General features: G+C 71.6%; 17 protein-coding genes and 1 pseudogene. 6 read left to right on the forward strand and 12 right to left on the reverse strand.

Annotation, left to right across the window (positions count from 1 at the left end; all coding sequences use genetic code 11):
• The 3 genes and pseudogenes from ACRYRX_RS05750 to ACRYRX_RS05760 all read right to left on the reverse strand — a co-directional run.
• A pseudogene (locus ACRYRX_RS05750) lies at positions 1 to 190 on the reverse strand (MFS transporter); the annotation flags it as partial.
• 215 nt (positions 191 to 405) lie between these two features.
• Positions 406 to 1,764, reverse strand: a complete 1,359-nt coding sequence (locus ACRYRX_RS05755; protein ID WP_432510875.1) for a cation:proton antiporter domain-containing protein — start codon at positions 1,762 to 1,764, stop codon at positions 406 to 408.
• A complete protein-coding gene (locus ACRYRX_RS05760) occupies positions 1,761 to 1,892 on the reverse strand; it encodes a hypothetical protein (RefSeq protein WP_432510876.1) in 132 nt (43 codons plus the stop codon). The genes ACRYRX_RS05755 and ACRYRX_RS05760 overlap by 4 nt, the downstream gene beginning before the upstream one ends.
• Before the next feature lie 424 nt (positions 1,893 to 2,316).
• Between ACRYRX_RS05760 and ACRYRX_RS05765 the strand changes: the two genes are divergently transcribed.
• Both ACRYRX_RS05765 and ACRYRX_RS05770 read left to right on the forward strand, forming a co-directional pair.
• Positions 2,317 to 4,041, forward strand: a complete 1,725-nt coding sequence (locus ACRYRX_RS05765) for a phosphatidylglycerol lysyltransferase domain-containing protein (RefSeq protein WP_432510877.1) — start codon at positions 2,317 to 2,319, stop codon at positions 4,039 to 4,041.
• A gap of 168 nt (positions 4,042 to 4,209) precedes the next feature.
• Complete coding sequence (locus ACRYRX_RS05770) at positions 4,210 to 4,866, forward strand: DedA family protein (RefSeq protein WP_432510878.1); 657 nt, start codon at positions 4,210 to 4,212, stop codon at positions 4,864 to 4,866.
• Positions 4,867 to 5,374: 508 nt separating this feature from the next.
• Here the strand turns inward: ACRYRX_RS05770 and ACRYRX_RS05775 are convergent.
• Both ACRYRX_RS05775 and ACRYRX_RS05780 read right to left on the reverse strand, forming a co-directional pair.
• Entirely contained in the window at positions 5,375 to 6,040 is a 666-nt protein-coding gene (locus tag ACRYRX_RS05775) for an MFS transporter (RefSeq protein WP_432510879.1), read from the reverse strand.
• Positions 6,041 to 6,080: 40 nt separating this feature from the next.
• Positions 6,081 to 6,689 carry an MFS transporter gene (locus tag ACRYRX_RS05780; RefSeq protein ID WP_432510880.1) on the reverse strand — a complete coding sequence of 203 codons (609 nt, stop codon included), beginning with the start codon at positions 6,687 to 6,689 and terminating at the stop codon, positions 6,081 to 6,083.
• Positions 6,690 to 6,867: 178 nt separating this feature from the next.
• On the opposite strand from ACRYRX_RS05780, the gene ACRYRX_RS05785 reads away from it, so the two are divergent.
• A complete protein-coding gene (locus ACRYRX_RS05785; RefSeq protein WP_432510881.1) occupies positions 6,868 to 7,086 on the forward strand; it encodes a hypothetical protein in 219 nt (72 codons plus the stop codon).
• A gap of 141 nt (positions 7,087 to 7,227) precedes the next feature.
• Here ACRYRX_RS05785 and ACRYRX_RS05790 read toward each other — a convergent pair whose 3' ends face one another.
• The 6 genes from ACRYRX_RS05790 to ACRYRX_RS05815 form a co-directional block, all read right to left on the reverse strand.
• Positions 7,228 to 7,626, reverse strand: coding sequence for a hypothetical protein (locus ACRYRX_RS05790; protein ID WP_432510882.1), 399 nt, complete (start codon positions 7,624 to 7,626; stop codon positions 7,228 to 7,230).
• Positions 7,627 to 8,215: 589 nt separating this feature from the next.
• Entirely contained in the window at positions 8,216 to 8,692 is a 477-nt protein-coding gene (locus ACRYRX_RS05795; protein WP_432510883.1) for an HIT family protein, read from the reverse strand.
• Between the two features lie 620 nt (positions 8,693 to 9,312).
• Positions 9,313 to 9,630, reverse strand: a complete 318-nt coding sequence (locus ACRYRX_RS05800) for a MarR family winged helix-turn-helix transcriptional regulator (RefSeq protein ID WP_432511045.1) — start codon at positions 9,628 to 9,630, stop codon at positions 9,313 to 9,315.
• Between the two features lie 139 nt (positions 9,631 to 9,769).
• On the reverse strand, positions 9,770 to 10,261 hold the full coding sequence (locus ACRYRX_RS05805) for a hypothetical protein (protein ID WP_432510884.1): 492 nt from the start codon (positions 10,259 to 10,261) through the stop codon (positions 9,770 to 9,772).
• 61 nt (positions 10,262 to 10,322) lie between these two features.
• Entirely contained in the window at positions 10,323 to 10,727 is a 405-nt protein-coding gene (locus tag ACRYRX_RS05810; RefSeq protein ID WP_432510885.1) for a hypothetical protein, read from the reverse strand.
• An 87-nt stretch (positions 10,728 to 10,814) separates the two neighbouring features.
• Entirely contained in the window at positions 10,815 to 11,273 is a 459-nt protein-coding gene (locus tag ACRYRX_RS05815) for a GNAT family N-acetyltransferase (protein WP_432510886.1), read from the reverse strand.
• Positions 11,274 to 11,535: 262 nt separating this feature from the next.
• On the opposite strand from ACRYRX_RS05815, the gene ACRYRX_RS05820 reads away from it, so the two are divergent.
• Together ACRYRX_RS05820 and ACRYRX_RS05825 are read left to right on the forward strand one after the other, a co-directional pair.
• Positions 11,536 to 12,504, forward strand: coding sequence for a dipeptidase (locus ACRYRX_RS05820; protein ID WP_432510887.1), 969 nt, complete (start codon positions 11,536 to 11,538; stop codon positions 12,502 to 12,504).
• A 158-nt stretch (positions 12,505 to 12,662) separates the two neighbouring features.
• On the forward strand, positions 12,663 to 13,001 hold the full coding sequence (locus ACRYRX_RS05825) for a hypothetical protein (protein ID WP_432510888.1): 339 nt from the start codon (positions 12,663 to 12,665) through the stop codon (positions 12,999 to 13,001).
• Between the two features lie 126 nt (positions 13,002 to 13,127).
• Here ACRYRX_RS05825 and ACRYRX_RS05830 read toward each other — a convergent pair whose 3' ends face one another.
• Complete coding sequence (locus ACRYRX_RS05830; protein WP_432510889.1) at positions 13,128 to 13,583, reverse strand: hypothetical protein; 456 nt, start codon at positions 13,581 to 13,583, stop codon at positions 13,128 to 13,130.
• A 50-nt stretch (positions 13,584 to 13,633) separates the two neighbouring features.
• Between ACRYRX_RS05830 and ACRYRX_RS05835 the strand changes: the two genes are divergently transcribed.
• Positions 13,634 to 14,029, forward strand: coding sequence for a hypothetical protein (locus ACRYRX_RS05835; RefSeq protein WP_432510890.1), 396 nt, complete (start codon positions 13,634 to 13,636; stop codon positions 14,027 to 14,029).
• The last annotated feature ends 467 nt before the right edge of the window (positions 14,030 to 14,496 follow it).

The following is a 14,496-nucleotide window of genomic DNA, read 5'->3' on the forward strand; positions in this document are numbered from 1 at the left end:
TGGGGTTCAGGTCGGCGGTCAGGGCGGGGATGGCCAGGGCCAGGACGGTGCCGTCGACGGCCAGCAGCACCACGGCCAGGGTCAGGACGATCAACGCCAGCCACGCGCGCCTGCCCGCGCGGGCGGGCGCGGTGCCGGGAGCCGCGCCGGGGGTCGTGCTGGCGGGGTGGCTGGGAGGAGTCGGGGTCACTCCACCACCATATACGTCCCAGTCGGTACAACAAGCCGAACGGTCAGTTGTGGATCCGTAAGGGTGACGGCCGGGACTGGGCGCCTGGGCGACGAGCAGGGCGAGGCGGGTTCCGACGGGCCGCTGGCTCGGCGGCGCGTTCCGAGCGCTGCGCCCCAAGGCCGGGGCGCCACGTCCGGGCTCGTCCGGTCCTGGCCCCTTCGGTCCCGCCTCGTTCAGTCCGGACTCGTCGCGTCCCGGGGGGCGGCGTCCGGGCTGCCCGCCGGCCCGGCGGTCGCGGGGGTGCCCGCCGGCGGTCGGGCTGCTCCGGAGCCTCGGCCGACACGCCGGATGAGCGGGTGCGCCAGGGGGCCGTGCAGCAGCACGCTGCCCAGCAGGGTCAGCACGGTGATGAGCAGGACGGTGTCGGCCACCGCCCCGTCCAGGGAGTTGTAGGCCAGCAGGCCGAAGACGATGGACGTCGTCCCCCGCGCTCCCAGTGCCCCCAGCAGCACCCGCTCACGGGCCGGCACCCCCGAGCGCGCGGTTCCGATCCACACCGGCAGCAGGCGCACGAGCGTCAGGGCCGCCAGGGTGAACAGCAGCACCGGCCACGGCACACCACCGGTGAAGGCGAGGACGCAGGCGCTGCCCACCAGGAACCAGACGGCCATCACCGCCAGGGCGGTGACGTCGTGCAGGAAGCGGAAGTCCTCCTCGCGGGTGGTGAGGATCTGCCGGCGTCCGGCGTCGTCCCGCGTCCGGGCCGTCAGTGCCGCCACGACGCGGTGCACGTTGGCGAAGACGGCCCCGGCCACGAAGGAGGCGACGAAGCCGTTGCCGTTCCAGGCCAGCGTCACGGTGTACGTCAGCAGCGGAGCCATCAGCACCAGCATCCGCCGCGCCGGGGCGTCCACCCAGCCGCGGGCGGCGGCGGCGTGCAGGCCACCGGCCAACGCCGTGCCGACGACCGCACCGACCGCGACGGCTTTGAGCGCGTACGGCAGTGCGGTGGCCAGCCCCCCGAGGGGGTCTTCGTGGCCGCGGGGGCCGGCGGCGAGGGCGATGGCGAACAGGAACAGGGGGGAGACGAGGGCGTCGTTGTAACCGCTCTCCAGGTTCAGCGTCGTCCGCACCCGCCCGCTCAGGCGCGAGTGCTTCAGCAGCCGCTCGGCGGCGGCGAAGTCGGTGGGCACCACGACGCAGGCGATCACCAGCAGGACCGGCCACGTCAGCCCGTCGCGGCCCCCGGAGCCGCTCAGCAGGAGCGCGCCCACCGCCACGCTCAGCCCGATGCTCAGCGGCATCGCCACCAGCAGCACCCGTGCCAGCAGCCGGGGGTGGGGTCCGAGCAGTCGGCCGCCGCGCACCATCGTGGCGTCGGAGAACAGCAGCAGCGCCAGGACGACTTCGACCACGTGTTGAGCCACGGTGGTGTTCAGCGCCTCGACGGCCGAGTTCGACGTCAGCAGCCCGCCCAGCGCCCCCATCGCCAGCATCGCCGTCGCGGGACCGGCCAGCCACCGGTCCAGCACCCGCGCCAGCAGCGAGTGCACGATGATCGCGGCCGCGATCATCGCCAGCGCCAGCGTCACCGCCCGACCTCATCGGCCGCACCGGGCCGGCTGACCGCGTCGACCCCGGGCCCGACGCCGTGCTCGACGTCGTCCGGGCCGTTCGCGGTGCGGTTCTCGGCGGCGGTCGGGGCGAGCCCGCTGCTCACCCGTACTTGCCTCAGGTCCGTCACACGTCCTCCATCACCTGCTCCTGAGCCGGTCGTAGGCTCGGGCATCCACCTTACGGACTATGTGGTCGGCAAGACAGACCGGGTAGACTGTTCGTGGAACGCAGCCGGCCTGCCGAGCGACGTCCGCCTCCTTCCCATCGGCGCCTCAGAGAGCGACCTCACCAGTGATCTTCACCCGCTCCGTCCTCGGATCCTCGCCCCAGCAGGCGTCGCCGGCTCAGACCCCGGGGTTCGCCGCGCACGCCACGAGAACCGGGCGTCCCGCGGAGAACCCCGCACCCCCTCGCCCCTCCCACCGCGCACCTCACGACGCCGACCCCCGGGCAGCTCATCGGCCCGACCTCGTCCGAGGCGCCCGCCGGGTCCGCCTCCAGGGTCAGCGCCCGGGCGGAGGCCGGTCGTGACGGGGTCGGCGGAGCAGTCGACCGAGGCGTCGAGGAGGCGTTCACCGTCGCTGGTCGCCCGGGCTGCCACAGCCATCACGCTGCTCTACTCCGCTTTCGGCGTCACGTCGATCCTGCTGGCCCTGACCCCGGCGGTGCGGGCCGTGGCCGAGCAGGTCGACTTCGAGCGCAACGCGTGGGTCTATGTCCTGGGCTGGCCCAGCTTCGGGTACGGCACTCTCCTGCTGCTCCTGGCCCGCTCCCTGCGCAAGCGCAAGCGGGCCGCCTGGCGGGTCCTGGCCGTCGTCGTCACCCTCAACGCCCTCGGCGCCCTGGCCCTGGTGCTGACCTACCGCGACGCCCAGGCGTGGGCGGTGCTGGCCGTCTTCGTCCTGCTGCTGGCGGTGGTGCTCCACGCCCGGCCCGCGTTCACCGTCCTGGGGGACCCGAAGAACCTGCGCGCGGCCGTGACGGTGCTGGCGGTGCTGCTCGGGGTGTGCGTGCTGCTGGGCAGCACGCTCGTGACGCTCCTGGACGCCTCGCACGCCGGGTACCTGCAGCACCTGGCCTACACCTTCACCGCCGCGCTGACGTCGGTGGAGCTGTTCGAGCCCGGACCGGTCACGCTGCAGCTGCCGCACTGGGTCGGCGTGCTGCTCAACACCATCGGCACCCTGGCCCTGCTGGGGGCCGGCTGGGCCCTGTTCGGGCCCCGCCGCGATCAGCGCGCCCACACCGCGGCCGACGACGACGCCCTGCGCCGGCTGCTGGCTGCCGCCGGCCCCCAGGACTCCCTGGGCTACTTCGCCCTGCGCCCGGACAAGTCGCTCGTCTTCTCCGCCGGCGGCAAGGCGGCCATCGCCTACCGCACCATCGGCGACGTCTGCCTGGCCAGCGGGGACCCGCTGGGGCACCCCTCGGCCTGGCCGGAGGTGATCGAGCTGTGGAGGGTGCTGCTGCGTGAGCACGGCTGGGTCCCCGCCGTCCTGGGCGCCTCCGAACGCGGCGCGCAGGCCTACGCCGGCGCGGGCCTGGACGCCCTGGAACTGGGCGATGAAGCGGTGGTCGACACCACCGCCTTCTCGCTGGAAGGCCGCGCGGTGCGCAGCCTGCGTCAGGCGGTCAACCGCGTCGCCCGCACGGGGATGACCGTCCGTCTGCGCCGGCAGGGCGACATCGCCCCCGCTGAGCTGAGCCGGCTGGCCGAGCTCGCCGAGCAGTGGCGAGCCGGCGAGGTGGAGCGGGGCTTCTCCATGGCCCTGGGTCGGCTGGGGGAGCCGGGTGACGACGACCTGCTGATCGCCGAGTGCCTGGACGCGCAGGACCGCCCCTGCGCCCTGCTGACCTTCGTCCCCTGGGGGCGGGACGGTCTGTCGCTGGACCTGATGCGCCGGGACCGGGACGTGGAGCTCAACGGCCTCACCGAGTTCGCGGTGACCTCGGTGCTGACCCGCGCCCCCGAGCTCGGCATCTCGCGCGTGTCGCTGAACTTCGCCGTCTTCCGCGCCGTCTTCGACCGCGGTGCCCGACTGGGGGCCGGCCCGGCGCTGCGGGCCTGGTACCGGGTCCTGGTCTTCGGCTCCCGGTGGTGGCAGCTGGAATCGCTGTACCGGGCCAACGTGAAGTACCAGCCGGAGTGGACCCCCCGCTTCCTGTGCTTCGCCAGCGCCCGGGACGTCCCCAAGATCGGCATCGCCGCGGCCCGCGCCGAGGGTTTCCTGCCCTCCCGCCTGCGTGGCTGACCGACGGCGGCAGCCCTCGCGGCTGTGAGCCCTCGAACCCCCGGCGCACCCACTCGAACCACTGCACCGAAGGAGGACCGAACGTGATCGACGACCGCCGAGAACCCCACCGGACCCGACAGGGACAACCGCCGCCCGCCCCGACCGCGAGGGGTGCGGTGCGACGACGTGGGTGATCTCCTCTCCCCGGACCGGTTGCTGACCACCTTCGGCGCCTTCGGGATCTTCGTCATCCTCTTCGCCGAGACGGGCCTGCTCATCGGCTTCTTACTGCCCGGGGACACCCTCCTGATCGCAGCCGGCCTGCTGGCCGCGACCCCGGTCGGTGCTCCCGTGCACCTGGATCTGGGGGCGGTCCTGGTGGGGGCCGTCGCCGGGGCCCTGATCGGTGCGCAGGTCGGTTACCACATCGGGCGCCGGTTCGGCCCGGGGTTGCTGTCGCGACCGGAGGGTTCACGCATCGGTGCGGGCATGCGCCGCTCCCAGGACCTGCTGGAACGTTTCGGTCCCGGCAAGGCCATCGTGCTGGCCCGCTTCGTCCCCGTGGCCCGCACCCTGATGAACCCCCTGGCCGGGGCCACCGGGGTGCCGGTCCGCCGGTTCCTGCTCTGGCAGGCGGCGGGCGGGGTGCTGTGGACCGTGGGCATCGTCCTGCTCGGCTACTTCCTCGGCGCCACCGTGCCGAACATCGAGCTCTACCTCGTCCCGGCCCTCGTGATCATCACCGTGGCCAGCGTGCTGCCCCTGGTCGTGCGCTCGGTGCGGCAGCGCCGCGCCACGGGAGCGCAGCAGGCGAGCACCGACCAGTCCGATGCCCTCGGCTGAGCCGCGACCGTGCACGAGCCGGGGACACGGCCCACGGCCGTCGGCTCGTCCCGCACCACCGGCTGGGCGATCGCTCGGGACGGCACCCGCACCGCACAGGACCCGCACCACCAGGGAGGAACCGGTGAAGCACCCACGGCTGCGCATCCGAGCGTGGCGTCTGCCCGGAGACGTGCACCGCACGCGGATCCCGCTGAGGCTGATCCGCTTCGCCGCCGTCCGCGCCTTGCTCCGGAGGGGGCTCCAGCACCTGAGCGCGCCGGACATCACCCGTGAAGTGCTCGCCACCACCGGGGTTCGCGCGGCACCAGCCGTGTCGTCAGCCACGCCACGGGTCGGTGACCAGGATCCCGCACCCGACGGTTCCGTGCTCGACGGTTCCGAGGTGCGTGGGGCCGGCGTGGTGGCGCCGACGGGTGGAGCGCGCCGCACGCGGGTCTCGCGGCGTCGGTCGCTCCCGGACGGGTGAGGAGAACCTCCTCGGCCGTCCCCTCACACCACCTGGGACTCACGGCCGGCCGGTCGGTCCGCGAGGTGGAACCCGGCGACACCGGTCGGGGTGTTGCCGATCGACGCGTCGGCGTCGGTGGGTGGCACGAGGACAGGGTCGTGGCTGGTGTCGGAGTCGGCGTTCGTCGTGCGAGCCGAGGAAGGCGCCGAGCGCCAGGACCGCCACGACTCCGCAGCCGAGCAGCGCGGGCCGGTAGCCCCAGGCGTCGACGGCGATCCCGCCCAGGACACCGGAGAGCAGGAAGCCGCCATCGGCTGAGGCGGAGAACAGCGTGGTGGCGAACCCGGTCGACGGCGCGAGGGTCTCCTGGAAGAAGCGCACCCCCGCGGCGGCCAGGACCGCGATGGCCACCCCGCGAGGCACCTGGGCGATGAGCAGCAGCACCACCCCGTCGGCCGCCGCGGTCAGCGCGAAGTGCACCGCGAGAGCGAGGATCCCGCCCGCGAGGAGTCCACGCCCGCTCAGTCGTGACGGCAGGGCCACCACCGCCAGGGCGGCGAGGATCTCCACCACCGCGCACGACGCGAACAGCGTCCCCACGACCTCGTCGGGCAGGCCCAGGCCTCGGGTGACGTACAGCGGCAGGGCCAGACCGCCGGCGAACACCGCCAGGAAGAACAGGACGGTGCTGGCGGTCAGCAGGACCAGGCGGACGCGGGGCACACCCCTCGGCCGGTCTGCGGGGGTGGTGTCCGGGTCAAGGTCAGGGGTGGGCGATGCCGGCACGGCACCCGGGGAGGGCACCGCAGCGGTGGCCAGCAGGGTCAGCACCAGCAACCCCACGGTGACCCACAGCACGCCCGAGGTAGCCGATCCACGGAACCAGGAGCAGCCCGGCGACCAGCGGGCCGAGGGCCCAGGCCAGCGACCACCCGGAGCGCAGCAGCGGCACCGCGCGCTGCCCCACGGACCCGGTACCCAGGACGGCGGGGGCCATGGAGAGCAGCTGGGGGTAGATGGCCTGGTAGACGGCGAGCAGGGTCGTGGAGATGAGCAGCAGCCAGGCGAAGGACGTGGTCGTGGTCAGCAGGGCGTAACCCACCGCGCTGGCGGCGGTGGCCAGCAGGGCCCAGGTGCGGGTGGGACGGCGGTCGAAGCGCCGCCCGCTCCACAGGGTGAAGGCGATGCCGCCGAGGGCGGGCAGGGAGAAGAGCAGGCCGATCTGAGTGGCGGACAGGTCGGCGTGGTCGTCGAGGAAGAGGACGTAGCAGCTGCCCACGACGGAGTCGGCCAGGCCCAGCAGGACCACCGAGCCGGCCAGGGTGGTGAAGGGACGAGCCAACAGCACCGGACGCTGCCCCGGCTGGGTCATGCGGTCACCGACGTGGACTCCTGCCAGACCGGGGTGCGGGATGGGCTGTCGGTGATCACCGGCTGGAGCCTCGCAGAGCTCGGCCGGCGGCGCCACGGGTATTGCGCGGGATCGGCACGACCGTGACGTCGAGCAGGCCCGGGGAGCGTCCCCCGCCGAGCAGGAGCGCTTCGGCCTCGTGGCCCGCGTCGGCGTCGCGATCGTGTTCCTCGCGGTCGTGCTGCTCGGGGAAGCGAGCCGCCCCCGCGAGGTGGTGTCGGGCTGCGTGCCCCTCTTGGTGGGGACACAGCTGGTGCTGCCCGGGGAAACGCGGAGCGGCCGGGCGGTGCGAGTGGTGAACATGGTGCTCCTCGCGGTGGCGGTGGCCCTGGTGGTCGTGAGCACCGCTGTGCTCTGACCCGGCGGTGAGCAGGTGCAGCGAGGAGCGACGCCACGCAGGAGCGGGCACACCGCGCGACGACCGTGACGTCTCCACCTGATCACGGTGCGACGGCGAAACCGTGCAGCCGTCCGGCGGCGACGGATCCAGCAAGGGGCGTCACAGTTCGAACGGCGGGAGCGGCTGGTCGGGGGTGGCGGGGTCGGAGACGAAGGCGAGGTAGGGCTCGGCCAGCACGTGCCGGCGACTGGGGTCGCGGTCGAAACCCACCTCGAGGGTCTCGTCCAGGTGAGCCAGGAGCAGGTTGAGCGCTGCCGGCGCTGACTGCCCGCCGAAGGCGCTGACGGCGTCGGCGGCCATGTCGCGGCAGATGGTGCCCAGCTGCCGGGCGGTGATGTGGAACCGCAGGGGTGGGTCCAGGACCGTGGCGGCCAGCGGGACGTCGGTGGCGAAGTCCCAGCGGTGCAGCACGAACGCGCCGTCGAGGTACTGGACGTCGGGGTCGACGTGCTCGCGCAGGCGGCGTGTCAGCTCGGCGAAGAACTCCTCATCGTCCACCCCGGCAGCCTAGAGAGGCGGCGGAGGGGCGGCTCGACGCTGCTGGGGGTCATCCGCTCCCCGGTGTGACCGGGTGGTGTCCCCAGGCGTCAGAGAGCAGGAGCTCGTCGGGGCAGGTCGTCGATGACGTCCTTCGCGGGCTGGTCGCCTCCGGCTGCGTCGTCGAAGGTGCGTTGCAGCAGGGGGGCAGGACGTCCGCGGCCAGCCCGGCAGCGGGTGCTCGCGCAGTTCCCGTGGCAGGTACTCGTGGTACGGCCGTACCCGGCCGGCGAGGGCGAGGATCACGCCGAGCAGTTGGGACGTCCGGACAGCTGCCTGAGACGTTGGGCAGATCTCTTGGGATCTGGACGGGTATCGCGTCGTGGTCCGTTCCCACCCGACCTGTTCCATCCACACAGCTCTGACCCGCGGTGGGACGGGTTGGATCAGACGGCCAGCGGACTGCTCGTCTCATCCGGGCTGTCCTAGTCGAAGATCACCAGGTCCTGCGGGGGAGCGGGGCGGGGAAGTCCGCGACCGCGCGCCCGGAGCGCGCCACGACCGTGATGTCGCCGTAGCGAGGCACGACCTCGAACACGTCGACGAGTTCTCAGGCACCGGACGGGTGGCCGCCCGCGGGACGAGCAGAGGCCGCCTTGACCTCGTGCGCGTCGCTGTCCAGGCGTTGCCTGTCGCGGTCCAGCGTCTTGGGGAGACTCTCGACGGGCCAGCCGTCTCCGGTGTAGCGGGGCATGACGTGGAGGTGGAAGTGGAAGACCGTCTGGAAGGCGGCCTCGCCGTCACACACGTTGAGGTTCATGCCTCCCGGGCGAAACGATGAGCGGCGCAAGGCGCGAGCCAGGTCCTGAGCCACCGCCCAGACGTGACCACCAGTGACGCCGTCGAGGTCTTCCAGGCCCACCACGTGACGGCGCGGCACGACGAGGAGGTGCCCGGGGGTGACGGGGTAGCGGTCCATGAAGGCCACGACGGTCTCGTCCTCGTACACCGTGCTGGCCTCGGCCTCGTAACGGGCGATGGCGCAGAAGATGCACTCCTGCGGCGCCGCAGCCGCGCTCTGTGTCATGACAGCAACGGTTCCAGCGCGCCGAGTCGAGCGCTACTCGATCGACGAGCGGATGCCTCCGCGGATCCAGTGGTTTCACCGGGTCCGTGAAGTTCTCAGCCGTCCTCGACCTCGTGCCGTTCGCGGCGCGGGAACGTCGGCTCAGCGAGCGCTGACCAGCAGGTAGCGCTCATCGGTGATGTCCCTGCCCCCCTCGCCCCTCGGTCAGTGGCCCTGGTCACAGGCTCCTGTGACGTAGCGGCGCACTCAACGCCTGGGAGCGTCCACGCATCCGGCAGGACGAGGCTGGGACAGATTCGTTGAGAGGTTGGGACGGATCCTGCGAGAGTTGGGACAAGTTTCGTGAGGCTGGGACAGACCAGATGGGAGAAGACAGTCGACATCGTCCGTCCTCATGCGAGCTTTCCCGAGTTCGAGCCCGTGACCTGCGGTTGGACAGGTCGGCTGAGACGCCACGGAGGCTGTTCGTCCCATCCGACCTGTCCTCGTCGAAGATCGCTGGGACCTCGGTAGGTCCGGGAGCGGTGATCCGGTGGGGGAGCGGCGTTCGTGCGGTCGCTCCCTGAGCGCGGGATGAGCGGAAGTTCCCGTCGAGTTGATCAGCGGCGGCGCTCCAACGGTCAGCGCGCGGCGTTGATCAGCCGGGACATGAGCAGGTGGAAGTTCTCGACGTCTCGCCGGCTCCAACCGGCCGTCAGCTCTCGGAACACCTCCTCCTGCCAGCGGTGGGCGTCGTCGATCAGCTGCTCCCCTCGGGGCGTCAGGAGCAGATGCCGGACTCGGGCGTCCTGGGGGCTGGGGGTGGAGGAGAGCAGGTCACGGCTGACGGCGTCGGTGACCAGGCGGCTGGCCCCGGAGTGGTCCAGGCCCAGCTGGTCGGCGACGTCGCGCACCGATGCCGGCGAGGGTGCTGCGGAGCAGACCGCTTCCAGGACCATCACGTCACGGCCGCGGTCGGCCTGCACCGCCTGACCGGCTCCGGCCCACCGCCGTGACCAGTAGCGCACGAACTGGAACAGCGTCTGCCCCGGACCCGGACCCGGACCCGGACCCGGACCGGGGCCGACGGGCGCCGGCTCAGGCACGCGCGTCCTTCCTCGTCCCTGCGCTCGTGGTGCTCGTGCCGGCAACCGTCGTGCGCTCCTCGGTGCTGGTCACCGTCTCGACGGCGAAGACCTCGGAGAGAAGGTGGGCGAGCTGCAGGGCTTCGCGGGCGGGGGGGTAACGCAGTGCGGCGCTGACACGCCCGGCGGAGGTGATGAAGCAGGTGGCGACCTCGGTGCCGGAGGGGTCTTGCGGCCAGGTGGCGTGTTGCTCGACCACGCTGACCCGCTCGCTGACCGGGTGCCAGGTGTGCGCGGTCAGCGTGATGGCCGAGTGCTCGATCCAGTCGGCGAACTGCGCGGTGCTGATGCGGCCGGCGCCCTTGGGACCGTGAACCAGGACCGGGTCGGTCACGACCTCTGGTGCCTGCCGTGTGTCGCGGGTGTTGACCACCGCGTGCCAGCGACGCAGGGCACACGTGGTCATCGACAAGTCCGTGAAGTCGCCAGCCGCCAGCGACAGCACGCACAACGCGGGATGACCGTGACGTCGTAGAGGACCGTGCTCGCGTGCAGCCGGGGCGCGATCAGTCTCGTGCGAGTAGGAACCACAGCAGGACGACGGCAAACGCCAGTGCCTCGGGGGCGGCTACCAAGAGGGTGCTGACCCGTACGTTGGCGTGCCGCCAAGCAGCAACGGTCGCGGTCACCCCTACTGGCAGGCAGAGGGCGATCGCCACAGCGCCGACCCGGCCAGTGTCCGAAAGCGTGTTCCCGCCGAAGTCGCCAGGCAACATCGTGGCCACGACGAGCAGGGGCAGTGCGATGGCGACCAGCGCTGCCCCTCCTAGGCCGGCAGCGAGCAGGGAAGCTTTCCGGGTGGTCAGCTCAGGGTGGTGGGAGTCGATCACGGGCACCTCCGAGAGCACGTCGACGTGCTTGTCATCATGCCCGGTACCGCTCGCTTGAGGTGGCGACTTGATCTCCCGCATCTCGGCACAAAGCGGACGTCTCCGGCGGCCACGACCGCGCACTGAACGCGGGATGACCGTGAAGTCGCGGCTCCCGGCAGTCAGTGCTCAGGATCCAGCAGCAACGGTCCCGGCTGGGGCCTGGGGCAGCCTCTTGACGAAACTGCGCGAGCGGCTCTGGAAGCCGGCGGCGAGGTAGAAGGCGTGGGCCTCCTCACGCCAGTCACCGGAGGACAGGTCGAGACGAGGAGCTCCGGCGGACCTGGCGTGGGCCTCAGCAGCGGCCAGAAGGGCAGAGCCGATGCCGCCCCGGCGCAGGCGTGATGAGACGACCAGGTCGGTGACGCGGCAGGTGACGGCGTCGTCGTCCATCCGAGGCACCAGGTGCGTGGCGACCAGGCCGACCACGTCGCCGTCGTGCTCGGCCAACTGCAGTCGCGATGAAGGCGGCGCGCTGAACCGTTGGATGTGGGCCCGGGCCGAGCTCTCGGTCGTGGGGTAGCCCATCTCGGCCAGGAGGGCGGCGACAGCTGCGGCGTCGCTGTCGTCGGCGTCTCGGATGCTCACGGACATGGAGGGAGTGTGCCGCCGCCTGAGGGATGCCGGGCAGCAGGCGCACCAACCCTGGGGCGGCTTGGCGTCTCCCCGGCGCGCTCTCGGCGTGCACGCCAGTCGGCGGGCGGTGACGTCGCTGTCCGACGATGCTCACAGCCTGACGCTGCTCACCCGCTGAGCGCGCGAGTCCTCGATGGCGTCGGGCCTCGAGCTGGCAAGGTGGCGACCTCAGTCAGCCCCAACGCTGGTGCCAGACACCGTCAGGAGCGCCAGGATGACCCGCCCGCCACTGCTGTGGGAGCAGCACTGCTGCCTGCCCCTGACCCCGGCCGCCGACGTGGGCCAGCTGGCCCGCTACGCCCGCCCCGGCGGCGCCTTCGTCTCCGTCAACGTCGGCTACGCCCCGCACAGCGCCGACGACGTCCGCACCATCACCCGCAGTTGGCGGCGATGCTTGAGCGACGACGATCGGTTCACCCTCGTCGCCACCGTGGCCGATGTCGACCGGGCCGCGGCGGACGAGGGGATCGCCGTCGCCTTCGACCTGGAGGACTCCGACCCCCTGGAAGGACGCTTGGAGCTGGTGCAGGAGTTCCACGACGCCGGAGTGCGGACCTTGCTGCCGACGTACAACACCCGCAACGCCGCCGGCGGTGGGTGCCTGGACCCGGTCGACGAAGGGCTGACGAGCTACGGGCGTGACCTGGTGGCGGAGATGAACCGCATCGGGATGGTCGTCGACGGCTCGCACTGCGGCCGGCGCACCGGCCTGGAACTCAGCGAGGTCACGACCCGGCCGATGGTCTACAGCCACTCCTGCCTGGCGTCGGTGTGGGAGCACCCCCGCAACATCAGCGATGACCAGGCGCGAGCGTGCGCAGCCACCGGTGGGGTCGTCGGCATCACCGGGGTCGGTATCTTCCTCGGCCCCAACGACGCCTCCTTGCAGGCGGTGCTGCGCCACCTGGAACGCGCCCTGGACCTGGTGGGGCCCGAGCACGTCGGGGTGTCCACCGACTACCCCTTCGACGTCGAGGGCTTCAACGCCGAGCTGACCGAGAACCCGCACCTGTTCCCCGACTGCTACACCCGGTGGGGTTCCATCGACTTCGTCACCCCTGAGGAGTTGCTGACGTTGGAGGCGGCGCTGCGGGAGCGGGGGTACCCGGAGGAGACGGTGCACGCGATCCTGGGCGGCAACTTCCGACGCATCGCGGAGGGCGGTTGGGTGGGAAGCAGGTAGGTCCTCCGACGCGCGGTCATCTGGGATATGCGGGTGATCCTCGTGCTCAGCGTGCACGCGGACATCGTCAGGACCGCGACGTCGCGGACGCCAGCGTCAGCGCGCACACCGCGGGGTGACCGTGCGGTTCGGAGCCGGCTGGCGGGCATGCTGGTCCGATGGCTCAGAAGGTGTCACGTAACCGGGTGCACGGGGATCGCTTGTGGGATGAGGGCGGCCAGGTGTGGCGGCGGTCGATGGGGTCGTGGCTGAGTGCGGCTGAGGTCGAAGAGTTGGTCGAGGCGGGGCATCGGTTGGTGGTGCTGAGCTTCGAGGGCCCGATGCGGTGGCTGGCGCCGCAGGTGGCGCGTCAGGAGTGGGCTCGGGTGCGGGGGCACTTCGAGCAGCCGGGTGCTGGAGGTGGTGGTGCGGTGCCGGATGCGCGGGGGCGTGTGTACGCGGGCATTGCGTGGCGTCGTGAGGGGCAGGTGCTGGTGGGGCTGCAGGAGAACTGCTGAGGCGCCCCGACAGCGGGATGACCGGACGTCTTGCTTGCCGCGGTTGATCCATCTATGGAGTCACCCGGAGCTTGACCCGCTTCTCCGGATGACCGCGCGTTCTGCACCTCGGGGGTGTCGGCGTGTTCAGCGGCAGGCGAGCAGGACCCGCGCCGCTTGAACGATGTCGGCCTCGTAGGCGGCTCGGTGCTCGGGATCGTCCTCCCACTCACTGGCCAACCCGACGAAGTCAGCGAGGACGTCAGGGTGGCCCAGGGGGCTGGAGGCCTGCCACCAGATGCGCCGGGCCGCTTCGTAGGGCGTCATGGTCCCTTCCACAGCAGCCTGCGCCCAGGCGCGGGCCATCTCCCAGCGGGCCTGGGCCTCATCCAGCGTGGGTGCGCCGAGCTCGTTCAAGGCGGCGGTGAAGGTGTCTTGCACGTCGCGGGGGTCGGCGACGTCCAGGCCGGCGAGCTCGCCCAGCGAGGGGGAGTCGTACCCGTCGATCAGTGCGTGAGCGGCCCAGGTGGGCATCTGCTCCGGTGTCAGCAGGTGCAGCACGGCACGGGCTCGCGCGCGACGAAGGTCCTCCACGCTTTCCATGATGCTGTGCTGGACCAGCCGTATCTCAGTCCGACCGCGCGATGTGCGGGATGACCGTGAAGTCGCTGGCGGTCGCGACCTCAACGGACGAGACTGATCGTGTGGCTCACGACCCAGCAGCGGACATCCCTGGCCACGACCTGGTGGACGAGGCGGGCCGGCGGTGGACAACCCACTGGGCGCGCTGGTGCGACGCCAAGCAGGTCCGCCAGTTCCTGCACCGAGAGCAGGACATCCTCATCCGCTCCTCGACCGGTGGTGAGGTGACCCGCCTGAGCCCTGAGCAGGCCCGAACCTGGTGGCGTGAAGTGCATCGTTGCTTCGAGGAGCCGGGCAAGGCGGCTCCGTCCTGGAGCGCTGAGGGACTCACGTGGGCAGTGCACATCTGGCATTGCGACGACGGTGGCGAGCCTTCTCGTCTGCTGGTCTTCGAGACCTTCTGCTGATGCCTGGCTGAGCGCGTGACGTCCTGGCCAGCGGGATGACCGTGAGGTCGGTGAAGACGTCAGACTGCTGGGATGGCTGGTCACCGCGACGTGGAGCTGCAAGCTGCCCTGGATGCCGCTGATGGGTACTCGAGCCAGCCCGATGACCAGGCCTCCGCTGATGAGTGGGAGAAGTGGATGGAGCTGCAGGGGGCGGTGAGCACGGTGGCGGGCTGCGTGCAGAGCGTCGCGAGGGAGGGCAGTTGGATCGGGAGGCCGTCGTGGAGGCGGGGCTCTTGTTCGACGGCCTTTCCCGGATGGGGTGGCATCGGGAGGAGACTGCAGCGTGGTGTCGGGTGCGGGACCTGCTCCTGTCCAGATGATCACGCTGATCGCGGGATGACCGTGAAGTCGAAGAGGGTCCGACAGCCATCGAGCTCACGTAGCGAGCCGTTCGATCCGGTGGGACCGACGACCCGCCTGACCCT

This window comes from Kineococcus lubricus (assembly GCF_050871965.1).
In the GTDB taxonomy this organism is placed as follows: Bacteria; Actinomycetota; Actinomycetes; order Actinomycetales; family Kineococcaceae; genus Kineococcus.

Bases quoted from the DNA above. Each gene is read 5' to 3' on its own strand.
- ACRYRX_RS05780 (WP_432510880.1), bottom strand. From the start codon at position 6,689: ATGACCCAGCCGGGGCAGCGTCCGGTGCTGTTGGCTCGTCCCTTCACC.
- ACRYRX_RS05795 (WP_432510883.1), bottom strand. From the start codon at position 8,692: ATGACACAGAGCGCGGCTGCGGCGCCGCAGGAGTGCATCTTCTGCGCC.
- ACRYRX_RS05800 (WP_432511045.1), bottom strand. From the start codon at position 9,630: ATGGTCCTGGAAGCGGTCTGCTCCGCAGCACCCTCGCCGGCATCGGTG.
- ACRYRX_RS05810 (WP_432510885.1), bottom strand. From the start codon at position 10,727: ATGCGGGAGATCAAGTCGCCACCTCAAGCGAGCGGTACCGGGCATGAT.
- ACRYRX_RS05820 (WP_432510887.1), top strand. From the start codon at position 11,536: ATGACCCGCCCGCCACTGCTGTGGGAGCAGCACTGCTGCCTGCCCCTG.
- ACRYRX_RS05825 (WP_432510888.1), top strand. From the start codon at position 12,663: ATGGCTCAGAAGGTGTCACGTAACCGGGTGCACGGGGATCGCTTGTGG.
- ACRYRX_RS05830 (WP_432510889.1), bottom strand. From the start codon at position 13,583: ATGGAAAGCGTGGAGGACCTTCGTCGCGCGCGAGCCCGTGCCGTGCTG.
- ACRYRX_RS05835 (WP_432510890.1), top strand. From the start codon at position 13,634: ATGACCGTGAAGTCGCTGGCGGTCGCGACCTCAACGGACGAGACTGAT.